Genomic DNA, 15,559 nt, shown 5'->3' with positions numbered 1-15,559 from the left:
CTTCGGGGGAAGAAACAAGAGCGCGGCGGACGCACCCGAATTTAACGGGCCTTTTCGAATCGTCTCAGAGGGGGTCCACGGCCTGTATCCCCGCGCTTATGCGTGTCTGAACGCGCTGAGAGACTTCCCGTATGAACCAGTCACCGGAGACAGCAACCCGCAACTGCACGAACAGGCCGTCAATTACCTACGGGCGCTCACGGGCAACCCGCAAGCGGAATTCCACCCGGGCCAGTTCGAGGCCATCTCCGCATTGGTCCAGGATCATCGTCGGGCGCTGGTCGTCCAGCGCACGGGTTGGGGAAAGTCCGCGGTCTACTTCATCTCCGCGTTGCTCCTCCGATCGCAGGGCTATGGCCCCACACTCATCATTTCTCCGTTGCTGGCGCTGATGCGTGACCAGGTCGCGGCTGCTGCACGGGCCGGAGTTCGTGCTGCCGCCATTTCGTCCGCCAATCCCACGGAATGGGGAGAGATCACCGCCGCACTGGAGCGCGAGGAGCTCGATGTCCTGCTGGTCTCACCCGAACGACTCAACAACCCCAGGTTCCGGGACGAACAACTACCGCAGCTGGTGGACAAGCTCGGCCTGTTGGTCGTGGACGAGGCCCACTGCATCTCCGACTGGGGACACGATTTCCGTCCGGATTATCGGCGTATCAAAGACCTGCTGGGCCGCCTGCCGAATTCGGTGGCCGTCCTGGCCACCACGCAACGGCCAACGAACGAGTCATCCAGGACGTCCGCGAACAATTAGGTGTGGGCACTGGGGGCCAGCAGGACGTCTTCACGCTTCGAGGACCCCTGTCGCGCGCATCGTTGCGGCTGGGTGTACTGAGGCTGCCTTCCACCGCCACCCGGTTGGCGTGGCTGATCGAACACCTCAACGAGCTGCCGGGCAGCGGCATCATTTACGCACTGACCATTGGCGCGGCGGAGGACACCGCGCGAGCCTTGACCGAAGCCGGCCACTCTGCGCTGGCTTACACCGGTCGCACGGATGCCGCCGAACGAGAAGAACTGGAAACCGCCCTCAAGGAAAACCAGGTCAAGGCCCTGGTGGCAACCTCCGCGCTGGGTATGGGGTTCGACAAACCGGATCTGGGATTCGTGGTGCACCTGGGCGCACCGTCATCCCCGGTCGCGTACTACCAGCAGGTGGGTCGCGCCGGTCGCGCCACCGACAGTGCGGATGTTCTGCTGCTACCGGGCGCGGAGGATCGCGAGATCTGGGAGTACTTCGCCACGGCATCCATGCCCACGGAGGAGAAATCCGGGGCCGTGCTCACAGCGCTGGCCGAACACGGAGGACCGCTGTCGGTCGCCGCTTTGGAAACTCGGGTCAACATCAAGCGCACGCCGCTGGAGTTGCTGCTCAAGGTGCTCGCCGTGGACGGTGCCGTGGAACGAGTCTCCGGCGGCTGGCAATCAACGGGTCGAGCGTGGGAATACGATGCCCCTCGCTATGACCGAGTGCGCAAGGCCCGCATCGCTGAGCAGCAGGCCATGATGGATTATCAATTCACCACCGAGTGCCGCATGCAGTTCTTGGCGGCGCAACTGGACGATCGAACCGCTCAACCGTGCGGCCGCTGCGATGTGTGTGCGGGTGCCTGGTACGCCACCACCGTGCATAAGGAGGCGTCTGCCGCGGCAGACAGCGCCCTGCACCGAGCGGGCGCCCCGTTGGAGCCGCGGGCCCAGTGGCCCAGCGGCATGGACCGACTCGGAATTCAGGTCAAGGGAAAGATCCCGGAAGAAGAACGGGCGGACCGCGGCAGGTCCTTGGCTCGACTCACCGACCTGGGTTGGGGCCAGCGGCTGCGAGAGATTTTCCGCAACGATGACAACGGCCAGCCCATGGACGCCACTGTGGACGCGGCCCTGGGGCGTGCGTGCATCGGGGTTCTAGCCCAGTGGGACTGGTCCGTCCGCCCCACCGCAGTGGTGGCCATGCCGTCCCTGTCGCGACCGGAATTGGTGTCCTCTCTGGCGCAAGGACTGGCCGCGGCCGGGCACCTGCCGTTCCTAGGGACGCTGCGCCTCAACCAGGATGTTCCGCGCGGCAGTCACGGCGGTAACAGCGCCTATCGCCTGGCGGAAGTGTGGGACCGGTTCTCCGTTCCGCCCGAGATCGCGCAGGCGCTACGGGAACAACCGCAGCCGTCCATCCTGTTGGTGGACGATCTCGTGGACAGCCGCTGGACCCTCACCGTTGCCGCACGTGAGCTGCGGTTAGCGGGCGCCACAAATGTTCTGCCATTCGCTTTGGCCGCACAGCTGATTTGCCGAAATCTGTTTTATTCTGCTGATCATGCAGCAATCATCGGTTCGTTCCCTCGTGGATGTCGTGATCCCGGTTCATTCACTCTCACGGCCGCTCGGTCGTGCAGTGGATTCCGCGCGGGAGGCGTTCAGCCGCTCTCCGCGGCGGAGTACGTGATCACCGTGGTGGCACATCACCTGTCCACGGAGCAGGTCCGGGGCATGCTGACCCAAGAGCAACTGGATCACGTCAGAATCATTGAAGCTCCAGCCGAAGGAACCACAGCCGCAGCCCCCAGGACCGCGGGGTTGGAGCACACCGATGCCAAGTACATCTGCTTCTTGGACAGCGATGACAGCTACCAGCCGGCGCGGTCTCCCGCTGGGTCAAGATTGCCGAGAAGCGCCACAGCGACATGGTCATCCCGTGGTTGAAGCACAGTAACGGCCGCACGGACATCACGCCCGTGATTCGTCCCGGGCGCACCTCCAACTTGGATCCCATTGCCGACCGCCTGGTCTACCGGGCCTCGGTGTTCGGGCTGCAAAGGGTGGAGACCGTTCGCAGGCTCGGAGCGAATTCGACTTCGGGACGAGCACCGGTGAGGATCAAGCGTTCGTCATGCGTTTGTACGCGGGAGCGGCCAGGATCGACTATGCCCCCGGAGAACCCACGTACGTCATGCACGCGGACGCCACCGATCGCGTGTCTCAGACCCCTTCACCGGTCCGCGCCCAGCTGGAACCGTCCGTGCGAATCCTGGACAAACCGTGGTTCGAGGGAGCCGCGCTCGAGCTGCGCCGGGCATTCGTCGTCAAGGTGGTTCGTATCAACGTATTCGAGGCTGTCTCGGCACATCTCAAGGCGGGGAGCTGGTCCCAGGACGAAGCTCAAGGAACACGCGACGGGCTTTCTCGCCTACTCGGTGCCGTGCCCGGTGCGCGGGGCGACGTTTCCAAGGCGGATCTGCACGTCATCGACCTGTTGCTTTCGGAAGCACCGGATGAGGGCCAGCTGAAGGCGGCGCTCGACGCACGACGTCGTTTTGCCAGCCCGGGCGCGATTCTCACCGCCAAGCCGGCCCACGTCTTGGGGCGCGACGCACCGATACGGTTCATGGCTGCCGCTGCCGCCCAAAGCGCGCGGGACCGCATCGCCAAGCGGCGCGGGGGCAACTAACCGGGAACTCTTCCTGACTACTTCTTACTGAAGCGGCCAGTGACCATGCGCAAGCGGGGGGCCAGGTCGCGCCAGGACATGGCGCACCAGATCAACAGGAAGGCCAGTGTCACACCGATCGTGACCAGCAGCGAGTCGTAGCGGTACGTGAGCCACAGGCACAGCAGCGTGAGGGCATAACCGGTCAGGATCCGGATCATCACGCCGGTCCAGGGCATCCGGTCGTGAACCCACACGATGATCAGGGGAACCGTGGAACTGATGATGCAGCCGATCAGGTAACCGATAGCGGCGGCCATCATGCCCAGCTCGGGCCCCACCACACCATGGCGATGATGCCCAGGACCATGCCGGTCGCATTGCACATGGCCAGTGCGCGTACGCCCCAGTGCTCGCCACCGTTGAGACGTGAATTGGCGGCGTTGAAGCTCGTGGTGGAGACCGCGAAGAACAACACGATCAGCAGCGGAATCGCGCCTTCGAACTCTTCGTAGCGAGCGCCGTAGAGCACCATGACGAGCGGCTCGGCCCACAGGATCCCGACACCAAAGATCGGCAGGAAGACCAGGACCATCGTGCGCATGATCGAGTCCAACTGGGTCTTCATGCCTGCCATGTCCCCGGCGCTGAACATGCGCGCCACCGACGGGGAGAGGGCCACGATCATGGCCGAGGAGAGCATGCTGGCGGGCGTCGCAATGGTCAACGCGGCGGCGTAGTGGCCGATGGCTTCCTGGCTGTCGTAATTGCCACCGATGATCAGTGACAACTGCAGCAGACCCGCGGCCGTGAGGATGTTGATGGATCCCCACGCGGTGAACTTGAGGAGCTCACGCTTGAGCGGCTTCGAGAGTTTGCTGCCACCGCGCCTGGGCCATGCGGGAATGGCGTAGATCAGGTAGCCGAGACACAGCGGGAGCAACAGCAGCGGGTTCAGCTCGGCCAGGAGCACCACGAGCAGCAGTGTGAGCGTGATGAACGAGCTGATGCAGTCCCAGAACGTGGTGGTCACGAACTGGTTGTTGCCCGTGCGCACGCCGCGCACAAAGTTGTAGGCGGACAGGGCAATCACGAGTAACCCTGCGGACAGTGCATAGCTGAGCGGGAGTTCCTGCGCGTAGATGGCAATGAACACGGCGGCCACCGACAGCACCGTCATGCCAACGAACGCGCTGCGGGAGGTGTACAACGCCACGGACGCCTGCTGATCGGCGTCGGACTTGCCCCGGGCCATCGCAATGTATTTGGACGCCGCGGTGCCCGAGGCCTGGGGCCACAAGAGCACCAGGAACAGTCCCAGGGCAATGACCTGGTTGACCTGGCCCAGCTTCTCGGTGCCCAGGATGTTGCCGATGAGCAAGCTGTAGCCGAAACGCGAGAGGCCCTGGACGAACACGGCGATCACGGTCAGCGCGAACGCGGACCCGATGGGGTTGTCCTTGTTTTCATGATTGGGCGGCGGGAAGAGAATTCGCCGCCACCGGCCTGGAACGCGGGGAGCTGCAGCGGGCGTGGTCATTATTGGGAGTCTAGGACAAGGGGCCGTCAAGGGCCTGATGGGCACGCGCAGTCCAGGTACCGGGCAGTGCAAAACACACGCTCGGTACAGTGGGGCCATGCGAATTCTGGTGGTCTCCACGTGGTATCCGACGCACGACGCGCCCTTCCGCACGCCGTTCATCACGCGGCACGTGCGCGCCATCGCCCGCGACCACGACGTCCACGTGATCCACGTCCAGCTTCTCGACGGTTCGCCCGTCACCCAGGAAACTTACGACGGGGTTGCGGTCACCCGGGTGGGCTTCGATCCTCGCAAGCCACTCACCATGGTCAAAGCGCTGGCCGAGATCCGGACGTGGGCGCGGTTCTCGGATGTCGTGCACACCATGGCCTTCTCATCGGCCCTCATCGCTGCGCCGGTCGTGGGCCGTACGCCGTGGGTGCACACGGAGCATTGGAATGGAGTCCTGTTCCCGGGGCACGTAAATCAGCTGTGGGAACGCACCGCGTGGTTGCGGCACGTGCTGCGCCTACCTCGAGTCGTCACCGGCGTGAGCACCTTGATGACCCGCAAACTCGAGGAGTTCGCCCGCCCGGGAGCCACGCAGTTGATCGGCAACGTGGTCGATCACGCGCCGCAGGTCGCGCCACTTCCCGACGACGGCGCTCTGCGCCTCATCGGGGTGGGTGCCGCCACCGAGCACAAGGGTGCGCTGGTAGCCGTGGACACCGTGGCGTGGTTACGAGAGCAAGGCCACGATGCCTCGCTCGTGTGGGACGGTGACGGCCCCGTGCGGGAGCAAGCCCAGCAACGGGCGCGTGAGCTCGGAATCGGGGATCACGTGGATTTCCGCGGGTTCCGCGGTACCGAGGACCTCTGGAAGGACCTCGCGGAATCGACTGTCTTTGTACTGCCATCCAAATCCGAGACCTTCTGCGTTGCGGCCGCCGAAGCTCTGGCCGCCGGCCGACCCGTGATCATGGGTGACCGCGGAGGGCAGGGAGACTTCATCACGGAGCACAACGGCCGCATGGTCTCTGAACGAACACCGGAGGCGTTCGGTCGGGCCGTCCTGGAGCTGAGTCAGGATCCCGGAAAGGCAACGCCGGACGAGATGGCGCGGGACATTCGTGCCCGGTATGGATCGGATGCGGTCAGTGACCAACTGACCGAGCTGTACCGCCGCGCGCAAGGCGGCGGGCGCCGTCGTTGACCGGTGTGAACAGGTGCCCGAGCGGCGTCGGCTTTGACCCGCGGCTCAGGTGACCGATAAGCTAACCTTCGTTGTTTTCTTGCCGGGCCTGTCCCGAACGGAATGACAACGTGGAGACGTGCCAGAGCGGCCGAATGGACTTCACTGCTAATGAAGGGTCCGGATTAAACCGGACCGGGGGTTCAAATCCCCCCGTCTCCGCCAAGTGGGAGGCCCCTACTTCCTTGCTATTGCAGGGAAGTAGGGGCCTTTACTCATGTCTGGAACCTGGTTTCAACAACAATTCCGCAACATTCGTGCCCCGCTCATGCTGCCTTGGCTTGTGCCGCAACATCGAGGCATCCGCCACGGTCACGAGATCCTCGTCAAAGAGATCCGCATATCGGTCCAAAGTCATTGCTGCCGACGCGTGCCCCAGCATCCGCTGCAGCGCCTTCACGTTCGCCCCAGCCGACACCGCCAACGATGCCGTTGTGTGCCGCAGGTCGTGCGGGCTGAGGCCCGGGAGCCCTGAGCGTTTTACCGCCATGCCGAACCACCCTGTTTGAGAGCTGGGCGGTTTCAACATCCCGCCGTTGGGGGAGTTGAACACGAACTCGTCACGGTGCTTCCGGGCGCATTGCTCCGCCAGGATCTCCGACAGTAGCGCGGGGAACACGATCACGCGCCGCTCGTGAGTTTTGGGCGCGGTCTCACTCACTTCACCATTGCGCAGGATTGTGATGCTCGTATCGACGCGGATCCGCCGTGTGGCGTGTTCAATGTGCTTGACCCTGAGCCCGGTGAGTTCGCCCCACCGCAGACCCGTGTAAGCCAATGTGAGGATGATCTCGGGGTGCGTGGAGGCGTCCGCCAGGGCCCTCACTTCATGGTGCTGGAGGTAGATCTTGGGTTGCTCGTTGCGCCGGGGGAGTTGCACGCGGCCGCGCAGCGGGTTTGTGAGGATCGATCGATCCTTTTCCGCGAGGTCGAGGACACCGCTGAGTACAGTGAAACAGTCCGCGATCAGGGAACCACTCAATGGTTTCAGTGGGGGAGTGGCACCGGGTTTACCGGCGTGCAGCTCGGCCACCCAGGTTTGGACGTCCGAGGCGCGGACCTTGGACACTGCTATATGCCCCCAGCGGTTTTTTACGTGGATGCGCCACCGGGATTCGTAGGTTTGGAATGTGCTGGGCTTGGTGGTGGCTTTCTTGTGTTTGAGCCAGGTCTCCGCGAGATCTTCCACCAGGACTCGAGACTTCCCCGGATCAATGTATTCGCCGCGGTTCTTGGCGACTTCCACCGTGTTCACGAACTGCTCCGCGTCGCGCTTGGTGGTGAATCCACTCTTGGTGGTCTGTTTGTGGTCCGGCCGGCGGTAGATCACCCGCCAGCGTTGCCGCTCGCGTTTGTTCCGACCCTTCTTCACCTCATAGGCCTCAAGCGTCGCCATAGCCATCGTCCTGGTATCCGTACGTTGCTTCCTGGGCAACGTAGTCCTTGTCGACAGTAGGGGCGTGAACTTCCGCGTCGGTTTCCTGGCCATGAGCCCGGTGAACGCCGTGGATCGCGACGTCTTCCGCGGTTCGACTTAGGGCGTTACTGGCCATCCATGCCACGGCTCGACTTCGCCCCACGCTTTCAGATGCTTCGGTTTCCTGGTCGATCAATGCTGTCAAGATTTGAACCTGTTCATCTAATGGCTCTCGCTGTTCTTCCAGATCGCTGATCGCCTCCACCGCAGTTTTGTACGTGGCGGTGAACTGGTCCAGGAGTATCCGGCTTTGGCGTTCGGCTTGTTGGAGTGCGTTGGTGGACAGCATCGAAGCGACGTCTGCCCCGAGTAGTTTTGCGAGCGTTCGGGCTTCACCTAAACGAACTGGCCGGGTGCCCTTCTCGATGCGGCTAATGGTGGCTTGGTAGAAGTCGTCCCAGCCCGCAGCGACCATGAGTTCCGCGAGCTTGCCTTGGGATAGGCCCCGTTGCTTCCGCAGGGCGGTCAGGTTAAGGCGGAACTGTTCTTCCTCGATCATTTCGGGGTTCTTCGATGCACTCACGATTTCATCATGCCAGATCGATTGCACTCGCGGAACCTGTGGTAACATCAGTTATGTCCACATGATTTGGACAATCGACAGAGATTATTGGGAGGAAGCAATGACCAACAGAACCGGATTTGGCACACCGAGACAAGTGGCCGAACACCTGCACACCACCGTGCAGTCGTTGGCGAACGACCGTTACATGGGCCGGGGAATTCCCTACGTGAAATTTGGGCGGCGGGTTCTCTACTCGTGGGAGGCCGTTGACGCGTACATGTCTGAGCACACGGTCAGCACCGCAGCCTGACAGAGCACACAAAGCCCGTGGACGCCACGGCAAGCACCACCGGGTGCTGAAGGTCGAGGGGCCAGAAAGGACATCCCCCGTGCCCACACGATTCATGGAGACCCGCGCAGCGTTGATTGCTGAGGCCGTGGTTCTCCGCGCAGAACTAGAACTGGACGGCGCAGACGAGTACGAGCTGTCACGGCTCAACCTTTCGAAGCGGAAAGCCGACGCGCTCGCTAAGGCCGCGCTTGACCGTATGGACGGGGTTCGCCCGGATCAGGGTTGGACACCGGACCGCACCACCTACAACGACCCCACACCACGGGCCGCGATCAGGAACATTCTGAAGGAGTCGATGCAATGAAGCCCCACGCACGCGGAGCCGTCCAAGATCCCATGCCCGACTATCACGACACCAATCGCCCCGAACATGAAGAAACCCCGGCCAGCCGCCAAGCAAAAACCGGGGTCTCTGAGAAATCGAATTCTCACCTTTCAGAACGAAACACCTACCAGAAGTAAGAGGTTCGCTATGTCTAATTCTACCAGTCCCCAGCCCCGGCCGGGTGGAGCCCCGAACTCGACGCGGACGGGTCCATCTTGTACTGGGACGGCCCCAGCGCGACCGTTGGCGACGCTGCGATCTTCACTGACTGGACCCCCGGCCAGGGCGTCACGATCCGCGACAGCAACGGGCACACAATCCCGCTTGAGGACTTGGTTCCGTTCGCGTGCCAGGTGTTGCGGGTCCACTCAGCCGTGGCCGCTGCACGCCGTGAGGTGGCCCTGTGAAGGCCCGCATTGCGCCCGTGGTGCTCGCCCTCGCTGTCACTGTTTATCCGCTGCTCGTGGCCTTCCTGGTCTTCTCCGTGCTCGGCCCGGAACCGTTCTAATCAAAAGTGACCCCACACCGGGCAAGGTGCGGGGTCACTGTCAACTCGGAATTCGACTGATTGGGTTGGTCAATTTCCGATTAAAGACCGTTGGAGGTCGAAAAATGTTCAAACAATCTGAGCATACCCATACGCCGCGTGGTTTGTCGAACCACATTTCGTGCCACGTCTGCGCGCAACAGCCCCCGACCGGCGACGCCGTTGAACAGGGGATCTTTTACACACAGCACCCCGCCGCCCTGGTGCGGGAAGCGTTCTTCGCGGGGACCGTCGTGGGCATGGGCCACGGCAAGGAAATCGCGACCATGCAATTTGACGACTACACGCGTGCCCGCATCGAGGCGTTCCGTGACCGATTGGGCCCGCGTCCCGCATCAGTTGAGCAGCACGGCCGGTGGTTGACCGACGACGAACGTGCAGAACTTTTCCAACAGCAGGAGGATCGAGCCGCGTGACTTTTGAAACTGAACCAGATCCCCTCGACGGGGCGTTTGGTGCTGACTGGCTCACTGCCCAGGAGTTCCCGGCAGTGGAATACGTGGTCCCCGGTGTTATCCCTGAAGGCCTCACTCTGCTCACGGCTGCACCGAAGATCGGTAAGTCGTGGATGGTGCTGGGGCTTGGAGTCGCGGCCGCATCCGGTGGCTACGCGTTCGGGCGTATCCGCGTGGACCGTCGCCCCGTCTTGTACTTGGCGCTGGAGGACGGCAAACGCCGGCTGCTGTCCCGTCTGCGAACCATCGGCGTCGAGCAAGGCCCCGCAGGGCTCACGTTCATGACCGATCTCCCGGCAGGGGCGGTGGCCACCATTGACGCATTCCTGGACCGTCACGCCCACGAGCAACCACTGGTCATTCTGGACACTCTGGGGAAAATTCGGGGCGTGTATGGCGGTAACGACGCGTACGGCAAGGACTACAGCCAAATGTCTGCCCTCAAGGATCTCGTGGATGCCCGCCCAGGGTCGTCACTCGTGATCGTGCACCACACGCGCAAGGGCGAGGCCTCCGACTTCTTGGACAGCGTTTCAGGGACGCAGGGCCTCGCGGGTGCCGCTGACAGCATTCTGGTGCTCCGGCGGGATCGTCACGCGGACGGGGCGACTCTCAATGTCACGAGCCGCGACGCAGTTGAGGGCGAATACGCCGTGACTCTCACTGACGGCTCGTGGCGGTTGGACGGGTCGACTCTGCAGGAGGCAGCGCGGGCCGTTGAACAGCGCCGTGCAACTGCTGGACTGGGTGACGAAATGGCTGAATTGGTCGCAGTCGTGAACCGCCACCCGGAGGGCATCCGACGCAAGGACATCGAAACTCTCTTGCATCTGGAGACTGGCACCGTGGGCAAGTACCTACGTAGGCGACGGACGCGGGGCGTATCGATAACCCGAAACGTGGCTTGTATACCCCTGTCACAAGTGTCACAAGTGTCACGAATGGGGATGAGCTACTCACGGGGAATGTGTCACTTGTGTCAAATGTGACACCCCTTCACAGGGGTCACAACGGAGGGGGAAGCGCATGACTGACCCCGGCGAATTCCACGCGAACCGTGTCGAGGAAATGCTCAAGACTGCGAAAACCAAGGCGGATCTCCAGCAGCTTGTGCGCTCCCTCGATGCCCGCAACATGCAGTTACAGCGCGTCCGTGACGACCTGGCACGGGAACTGAACGCGCTCCGAAACACGACAAGGAACTGAAATGGCGATTCCAAGGAAATTGACGGCATCTCGCTACGACTGGCGGGGCCCGGGCGGCGCGGTAGTTGCTAAGGGCATCGCCCTACGGTCGCCTGAGGGCTTCCGGGCGTTCGTGGCATTCGAGGACGTACTCGAACTAACCGATTCGATGGTGGACCTCCTGGAAGAACACGAGGCGGGGGCGGAATGTCTGACGAGCAGCGACTAATCAAACTCACCCCGGGAATGTTGAAGAACAAACGCGGTGTGTTGATCGAATCGAAGGAAGGCCGGGTGTTCATCCCGGCCTTTTGTTTACCCGAAATACGCCGACAACTAGGCGGCATTCAAAACAAATTGGAGGTTATGAAATGAAATTCGTGACGCGCTACCAATGGCGGCATGGGTTGAGCGATTCTGAGCCCGGTTACCGGATCCAGTCTACGAACGGGCATTGGTGTTGGTTGTCTCGGGAGGACGCATGGGACGCGGCCAACGAACTCTCGGAACTGCTTGACCAGGATCTTGAAAGGTTGGAGGCGAGCAATGAATAACACGAAGTTCGTGAAGTTCTCCCCGGAACAGAAGAAGAAAGTCAACGAGATCATCGAGAGCCGGGTGAAGCGGGAGCGTAAAGCCCACGCCGCAGAACTGGCAGAGGCTAGTCAGGATCTCGCGTTCTGGAAACACCGGGCGGCTTTTCTTGGCGGGCAGGTTTCCCTTTTGACCGAGCAGAACACCCGGCTGACCACCATGGTGAACCATCCGAGTAATAACAACATTCAGGAGAAGCAGTGACGAACGATATTGATTCCGCGCTCGTGGTTCGTGAGTACAAGAACGACGGGACCGAACGAGTCCACCGCGTGCTCGCATGGACGGCGAAAGCTGAACCCCTCATTGTGGGCTTACATGGGCTGGAGGTTCCGACATTCCGTGCGTGGGCCCTTGACGATGAGGCGATGGACCGGGACGACACCGAACGCCGTGTTCGTAGGGCACTGGCAGAGGGTCGGGTGGGGCAATGACCGAGATCCCAACTGAGCCTGCGGAGCCGATGGAACCGGAACCGATCGTGTATCCCGAAGTGCCGAGCGAGGGTGTCATGGCCGGCGCACTGGAACATGCGGCACGGAACTACCAGCAACCGCTGCAGGAGCCTGTTTCCCGGTCTAAACCGGCCCTCACGGTGGAACAGGACAAATTCATTGCGAGGACGCTTTACAAGACCGATGTGGACCCCGGGATATTCCGGATGGACCACGACCCGAGGAAGTTCCTACGCAGGGACGGCAGCCTCGATGAAGAAAAAATCGCGGCCGCAATCGTGGCCACCGCGAACCGCAACGACATCGAAGGACGGAAGTAATGTCGGAAAACAACACTGAGAATCAGGAAACCGAGGCCCAGGAGGCCGCAGGAGCCTCGGAGGTGGACGAAACCCCCACCGCCGGGGAAACACACACAGACAGTGTAGAAACCCCGGAGAACGACGCACAGGGCGTTTCTGGGGACGCGGAGGACGACGACGAGCCCACCGCGCTAAAGAAAGCACGCCAGGAAGCTGCCGAACGGCGTATTGCAGCCCGCGAAGCCACCGAGCGGGCCGATGCGTTGCAGACCGAGCGGGACACCCTGGCGACGCAGCTCGACCAGTTCAAAAACGGCATGCTCGCCCAGCTTTTAGAGCAGCACACCAAAGTGAGTTTGGATGCGTTCACCGCAGCGGGGCACACCCTCGATGACATCACCGAGGATGGCACGGTGGACTTCCACCGGCTCCGTGAAGCGTCCGAAGCCACGGAAAAACGATTCGGGACCGTTCGCAATTACCGGAACAGCACCGCACCCGGAGAAGCAGCACAAAACGCCCTTGATATGCTCGGACCCAACTGGAAAAACAGCGGTCGAAAAGGCGGCACCCAATGGGGCCAAGTTTTGAACCGTAAGAAGTAACGCGTGAGAAAACCCGCCACGGACGTCGTGTAAACGTGGCGGGTTTTCCTGCATTCCATTATAATTGAACCAACCGGGAAATCCCAGGCGGACAACCGGCACAATCAAATACAGTTCAAGCTCTCCCAGGCGGACAGCACCTTACACAGAGACCGATCCGGCTATCGGCCCAGTAAGCAGAACAAGACACCAACAATTGTTCAAACATTCCGCCCAAGGAGGGCTTTTCACATGGCAACATTATTTACGTCCGACGCATCAGCGATCATCCCCGAGCAAGTAGCTCAGGATCTTCTCATTCAGCCGCTGATGGAAACGTCAATTCTTCTCAACCCGGCCGTTTCCAAGACGGTTGTCACAGGTAACAATTCCATTCGCTTCCCGCGACTCACTCAGGAAGCCTCCGCCGCATGGGTGGCTGAGGGTGCTGAGATCCCCGAAACCGGCATCTCGGTCGGTGATGTCGTGATCACACCGGGGAAGATCGCGGCACTCTCCAACGTGACCAAGGAAGCGGCCGAGGATTCCGACCCCGCGGCACAAGAACTACTCGGACAGTCGATGATTCGTGGTATTCGTGCTCAGCTTGACGAGTCCTTCATTACCTCGACCAACGTCCCGACGCTCAGTAACCCCGAGCCGACCGGACTGGCGGGTCTCACCGGAGTCACCACGGCTGAGCTGGACCTCGCAGACCTGGACAGCTTCGTTGCTGCCGCGTACTCCATTGCCAACGTCGGAGGATCCGCCACTGCCTACCTCGTGAGCGCCGAGGACGCGCTGACCATCGCCACGCTCAAGACCGGCACCGGGTCGAACCAGAATCTACTTGAACAGTCGCAGCCCGGTGCGACGCTCCTCAACGGGCTCCCCATGATTGTGGTCCCGGATCTGCCCGCAGGTACTGCCTACGCCGTCGATGCGGCTTCCATCATCAGCGTGGTCCGCAAGGACGCCACGGTGGAAACTTCCGACGCTCCGTTCTGGTCCAGTGACCGCCTGTCGGTCAAGACCACCATGCGCGCGTCCTGGGGCTTCGCTGACCCCGCTCGCGTTGTCCGCATGACGACCGCCGCCTAAGCAATGAAGTCGCCCCGCACCTGCCCACACGGGTAGGTGCGGGGCTATCCGCATTTAAGGAGCACCATGACAACCGAACGCACACACCGCCGCTACCGCGAAGCCAAAGCCAGACTGTTCGCGCGAGCCCGAGCCACGGGCGCAGCCTGTCACCTTTGCGGCAAGCCCATCGACTGGGACGCGGACCCTAACAGCAACCTCGCGCCGTCAGCAGACCATCTCGACGCCGTAGCGACATCAGGACCGAACGGGCTCCACGGCAAGCTTCAAGTGGCTCATCGGATCTGTAATAGTCGCCGCGGGAAGAAAACTGTCGAGGAATACCTCGCAGGTCAAACCTCCTCCGAGGCGACGCCGACGCTCGTGTGGGACTTCCGGTAACCGGCGAACTGTAAACAGCACGACCCCTGCACCACAAGGGACGACACGACATGTAACGCGGTGTGGGAACCGAGTATGTAGGGAGTGGATGTCGGAGGGCTGATCCACAAGGGGGAGGGAAGTCCCAACCGGGACCCCCTCAAGTCAACCGAGGCCCACCACTGGGTGCCGAGCGATTCAGGGGGTCCGGGATGCCTCCCCCACGTGGGGTGAAGGCCCTGCCTCCGACATCCCCTCCTCCTCCCCCCAGGGTTTACCTCACCGGTCTTATGGTTTTACCCCTGCTCTGACTAGGGGGAACGTTCTTTAGGGTTGTCTGAGGTCTCCGCTGTCGGTTGCTTTAGCTTCGGCTGGTGTACGCGATAATCGGCGGGTTTACTGAGCAGCCCACTCACTGAATGCAAGTGGGCTGCTCGGATGCTCGATTAGCTCTCGATTGGTTCGAGTGATTCGAGCGTGTAGGTGCGGATCTCGCCGGTTGTTCCGTCGAGCAGTGACACTACCCATAGGTTGAGGTCGTCGCTCGTGCTTCGGTACTCAGGTGCGCCGGCTGATCCGTGTCGTCCGACTGCTTGCATGACTTCTCCCGTGGCGTTCACGCGGTAGTGGGTGGGGTACTGATTGCGGGTCATGGTGTTCTCCTTACTGGACCCTTGGCTTCCCTGGTTGGGTTGCCTGTGCCTTAGTTGTCCCATTGGTTCGTGGTGCACGCCCGCATGGTGGGGGCCGTGTCGCGCCCAGCACGGTTGACCCCACGGGGGGCGCAGAGGCCCGGCGTCAAGGTGGACGGGCAATTGCTCTCGTGGGCGGGAGCGAAACGCAACAACAAATACCGCAACATTCTGCCCGCATAACCCCGGATTTGTGGTTATGTCCGGGTACGTAACTTCCCCGGAATTGCAAGGAAGTAGCCATGTTGCAGGGTGGTAATCGGGGGTTCAAATCCCCCGTCTCCGCCAATGTCCTGAGTCGGGTCATCGTTGACAGATGAGTCGGTAGATGGATGACAGAAGGGTCTTGGAACTTTATGGTTCCGGGGCCCTTTTGTCGTGTCTGGGGGTGGGGGTTCATTGCCGGTGGTGGGGTCTGGCGGTGTTG

Annotated in this window: 17 protein-coding genes, 1 tRNA gene and 1 pseudogene; 14 read left to right on the top strand and 5 right to left on the bottom strand. The window is 61.8% G+C overall.

Annotation, left to right across the window (positions count from 1 at the left end; translation table 11 throughout):
- Positions 1–163: 163 nt before the first annotated feature.
- Both YO9_RS0113490 and YO9_RS0113485 read left to right on the top strand, forming a co-directional pair.
- Positions 164–2,280 (top strand): annotated as a pseudogene (locus tag YO9_RS0113490) (RecQ family ATP-dependent DNA helicase); the annotation flags it as partial.
- 607 nt (positions 2,281–2,887) lie between these two features.
- On the top strand, positions 2,888–3,445 hold the full coding sequence (locus YO9_RS0113485) for a hypothetical protein (RefSeq protein WP_016997957.1): 558 nt from the start codon (positions 2,888–2,890) through the stop codon (positions 3,443–3,445).
- 17 nt (positions 3,446–3,462) lie between these two features.
- Here the strand turns inward: YO9_RS0113485 and YO9_RS18705 are convergent, their stop codons facing one another.
- Both YO9_RS18705 and YO9_RS0113480 read right to left on the bottom strand, forming a co-directional pair.
- Entirely contained in the window at positions 3,463–3,765 is a 303-nt protein-coding gene (locus tag YO9_RS18705) for a hypothetical protein (protein ID WP_016997956.1), read from the bottom strand.
- Entirely contained in the window at positions 3,744–4,964 is a 1,221-nt protein-coding gene (locus YO9_RS0113480) for a lipopolysaccharide biosynthesis protein (protein ID WP_016997955.1), read from the bottom strand. The genes YO9_RS18705 and YO9_RS0113480 overlap by 22 nt, the downstream gene beginning before the upstream one ends.
- A gap of 97 nt (positions 4,965–5,061) precedes the next feature.
- Between YO9_RS0113480 and YO9_RS0113475 the strand changes: the two genes are divergently transcribed.
- Together YO9_RS0113475 and YO9_RS0113470 are read left to right on the top strand one after the other, a co-directional pair.
- Positions 5,062–6,159, top strand: a complete 1,098-nt coding sequence (locus YO9_RS0113475; protein ID WP_016997954.1) for a glycosyltransferase — start codon at positions 5,062–5,064, stop codon at positions 6,157–6,159.
- Between the two features lie 112 nt (positions 6,160–6,271).
- Positions 6,272–6,363, top strand: a tRNA-Ser gene (locus YO9_RS0113470).
- 46 nt (positions 6,364–6,409) lie between these two features.
- Here the strand turns inward: YO9_RS0113470 and YO9_RS0113465 are convergent.
- Positions 6,410–7,594, bottom strand: coding sequence for a site-specific integrase (locus YO9_RS0113465; protein WP_016997953.1), 1,185 nt, complete (start codon positions 7,592–7,594; stop codon positions 6,410–6,412).
- Positions 7,581–8,225: a helix-turn-helix domain-containing protein gene (locus YO9_RS0113460; RefSeq protein ID WP_016997952.1), complete on the bottom strand. Its 645-nt coding sequence runs from the start codon at positions 8,223–8,225 to the stop codon at positions 7,581–7,583. Before YO9_RS0113460 ends, YO9_RS0113465 begins: the two co-directional genes overlap by 14 nt.
- 73 nt (positions 8,226–8,298) lie before the next feature.
- Here YO9_RS0113460 and YO9_RS0113455 point away from each other — a divergent pair, with 73 nt between their 5' ends.
- From YO9_RS0113455 to YO9_RS0113385, 10 genes are all read left to right on the top strand, one after another.
- A complete protein-coding gene (locus YO9_RS0113455; protein ID WP_031273326.1) occupies positions 8,299–8,490 on the top strand; it encodes a MerR family transcriptional regulator in 192 nt (63 codons plus the stop codon).
- A 79-nt stretch (positions 8,491–8,569) separates the two neighbouring features.
- Positions 8,570–8,836: a hypothetical protein gene (locus tag YO9_RS0113450; protein ID WP_016997950.1), complete on the top strand. Its 267-nt coding sequence runs from the start codon at positions 8,570–8,572 to the stop codon at positions 8,834–8,836.
- A 633-nt stretch (positions 8,837–9,469) separates the two neighbouring features.
- Positions 9,470–9,820: a hypothetical protein gene (locus tag YO9_RS0113430; protein WP_223286577.1), complete on the top strand. Its 351-nt coding sequence runs from the start codon at positions 9,470–9,472 to the stop codon at positions 9,818–9,820.
- Positions 9,817–10,848 (top strand): AAA family ATPase, encoded by a 1,032-nt coding sequence (locus YO9_RS0113425; RefSeq protein WP_223286576.1) that lies wholly within the window; start codon positions 9,817–9,819, stop codon positions 10,846–10,848. Before YO9_RS0113430 ends, YO9_RS0113425 begins: the two co-directional genes overlap by 4 nt.
- Before the next feature lie 37 nt (positions 10,849–10,885).
- The gene (locus YO9_RS0113420) at positions 10,886–11,065 is read left to right on the top strand and encodes a hypothetical protein (protein ID WP_016997946.1); all 180 of its coding nucleotides are present in this window, start codon (positions 10,886–10,888) and stop codon (positions 11,063–11,065) included.
- 525 nt (positions 11,066–11,590) lie between these two features.
- A complete protein-coding gene (locus YO9_RS0113405; RefSeq protein ID WP_016997943.1) occupies positions 11,591–11,842 on the top strand; it encodes a hypothetical protein in 252 nt (83 codons plus the stop codon).
- Positions 11,839–12,072: a hypothetical protein gene (locus YO9_RS0113400; RefSeq protein ID WP_016997942.1), complete on the top strand. Its 234-nt coding sequence runs from the start codon at positions 11,839–11,841 to the stop codon at positions 12,070–12,072. Before YO9_RS0113405 ends, YO9_RS0113400 begins: the two co-directional genes overlap by 4 nt.
- A 29-nt stretch (positions 12,073–12,101) precedes the next feature.
- A complete protein-coding gene (locus tag YO9_RS0113395; RefSeq protein WP_223286575.1) occupies positions 12,102–12,413 on the top strand; it encodes a hypothetical protein in 312 nt (103 codons plus the stop codon).
- Positions 12,413–13,000: a hypothetical protein gene (locus tag YO9_RS0113390; RefSeq protein WP_016997940.1), complete on the top strand. Its 588-nt coding sequence runs from the start codon at positions 12,413–12,415 to the stop codon at positions 12,998–13,000. Before YO9_RS0113395 ends, YO9_RS0113390 begins: the two co-directional genes overlap by 1 nt.
- 231 nt (positions 13,001–13,231) lie before the next feature.
- Complete coding sequence (locus YO9_RS0113385) at positions 13,232–14,080, top strand: phage major capsid protein (RefSeq protein WP_016997939.1); 849 nt, start codon at positions 13,232–13,234, stop codon at positions 14,078–14,080.
- Between the two features lie 806 nt (positions 14,081–14,886).
- Here YO9_RS0113385 and YO9_RS0113380 read toward each other — a convergent pair.
- A complete protein-coding gene (locus tag YO9_RS0113380; protein WP_016997938.1) occupies positions 14,887–15,093 on the bottom strand; it encodes a hypothetical protein in 207 nt (68 codons plus the stop codon).
- Between the last annotated feature and the right edge of the window lie 466 nt (positions 15,094–15,559).

It is taken from the genome of Kocuria atrinae C3-8, from assembly GCF_000286355.1.
Lineage (GTDB): Bacteria > Actinomycetota > Actinomycetes > Actinomycetales > Micrococcaceae > Kocuria > Kocuria atrinae_A.
This window is presented reverse-complemented; position numbering and strand designations above follow the sequence as displayed.

Excerpts from the sequence above, each read along its gene's own strand:
- YO9_RS0113455 (WP_031273326.1), top strand. The coding sequence starts at position 8,299 with ATGACCAACAGAACCGGATTTGGCACACCGAGACAAGTGGCCGAACAC.
- YO9_RS0113420 (WP_016997946.1), top strand. The coding sequence starts at position 10,886 with ATGACTGACCCCGGCGAATTCCACGCGAACCGTGTCGAGGAAATGCTC.
- YO9_RS0113480 (WP_016997955.1), bottom strand. The coding sequence starts at position 4,964 with ATGACCACGCCCGCTGCAGCTCCCCGCGTTCCAGGCCGGTGGCGGCGA.
- YO9_RS0113475 (WP_016997954.1), top strand. The coding sequence starts at position 5,062 with ATGCGAATTCTGGTGGTCTCCACGTGGTATCCGACGCACGACGCGCCC.
- YO9_RS0113380 (WP_016997938.1), bottom strand. The coding sequence starts at position 15,093 with ATGACCCGCAATCAGTACCCCACCCACTACCGCGTGAACGCCACGGGA.
- YO9_RS0113465 (WP_016997953.1), bottom strand. The coding sequence starts at position 7,594 with ATGGCGACGCTTGAGGCCTATGAGGTGAAGAAGGGTCGGAACAAACGC.
- YO9_RS0113385 (WP_016997939.1), top strand. The coding sequence starts at position 13,232 with ATGGCAACATTATTTACGTCCGACGCATCAGCGATCATCCCCGAGCAA.
- YO9_RS0113390 (WP_016997940.1), top strand. The coding sequence starts at position 12,413 with ATGTCGGAAAACAACACTGAGAATCAGGAAACCGAGGCCCAGGAGGCC.
- YO9_RS0113430 (WP_223286577.1), top strand. The coding sequence starts at position 9,470 with ATGTTCAAACAATCTGAGCATACCCATACGCCGCGTGGTTTGTCGAAC.
- YO9_RS0113485 (WP_016997957.1), top strand. The coding sequence starts at position 2,888 with ATGCGTTTGTACGCGGGAGCGGCCAGGATCGACTATGCCCCCGGAGAA.
- YO9_RS0113395 (WP_223286575.1), top strand. The coding sequence starts at position 12,102 with ATGGAACCGGAACCGATCGTGTATCCCGAAGTGCCGAGCGAGGGTGTC.
- YO9_RS0113405 (WP_016997943.1), top strand. The coding sequence starts at position 11,591 with ATGAATAACACGAAGTTCGTGAAGTTCTCCCCGGAACAGAAGAAGAAA.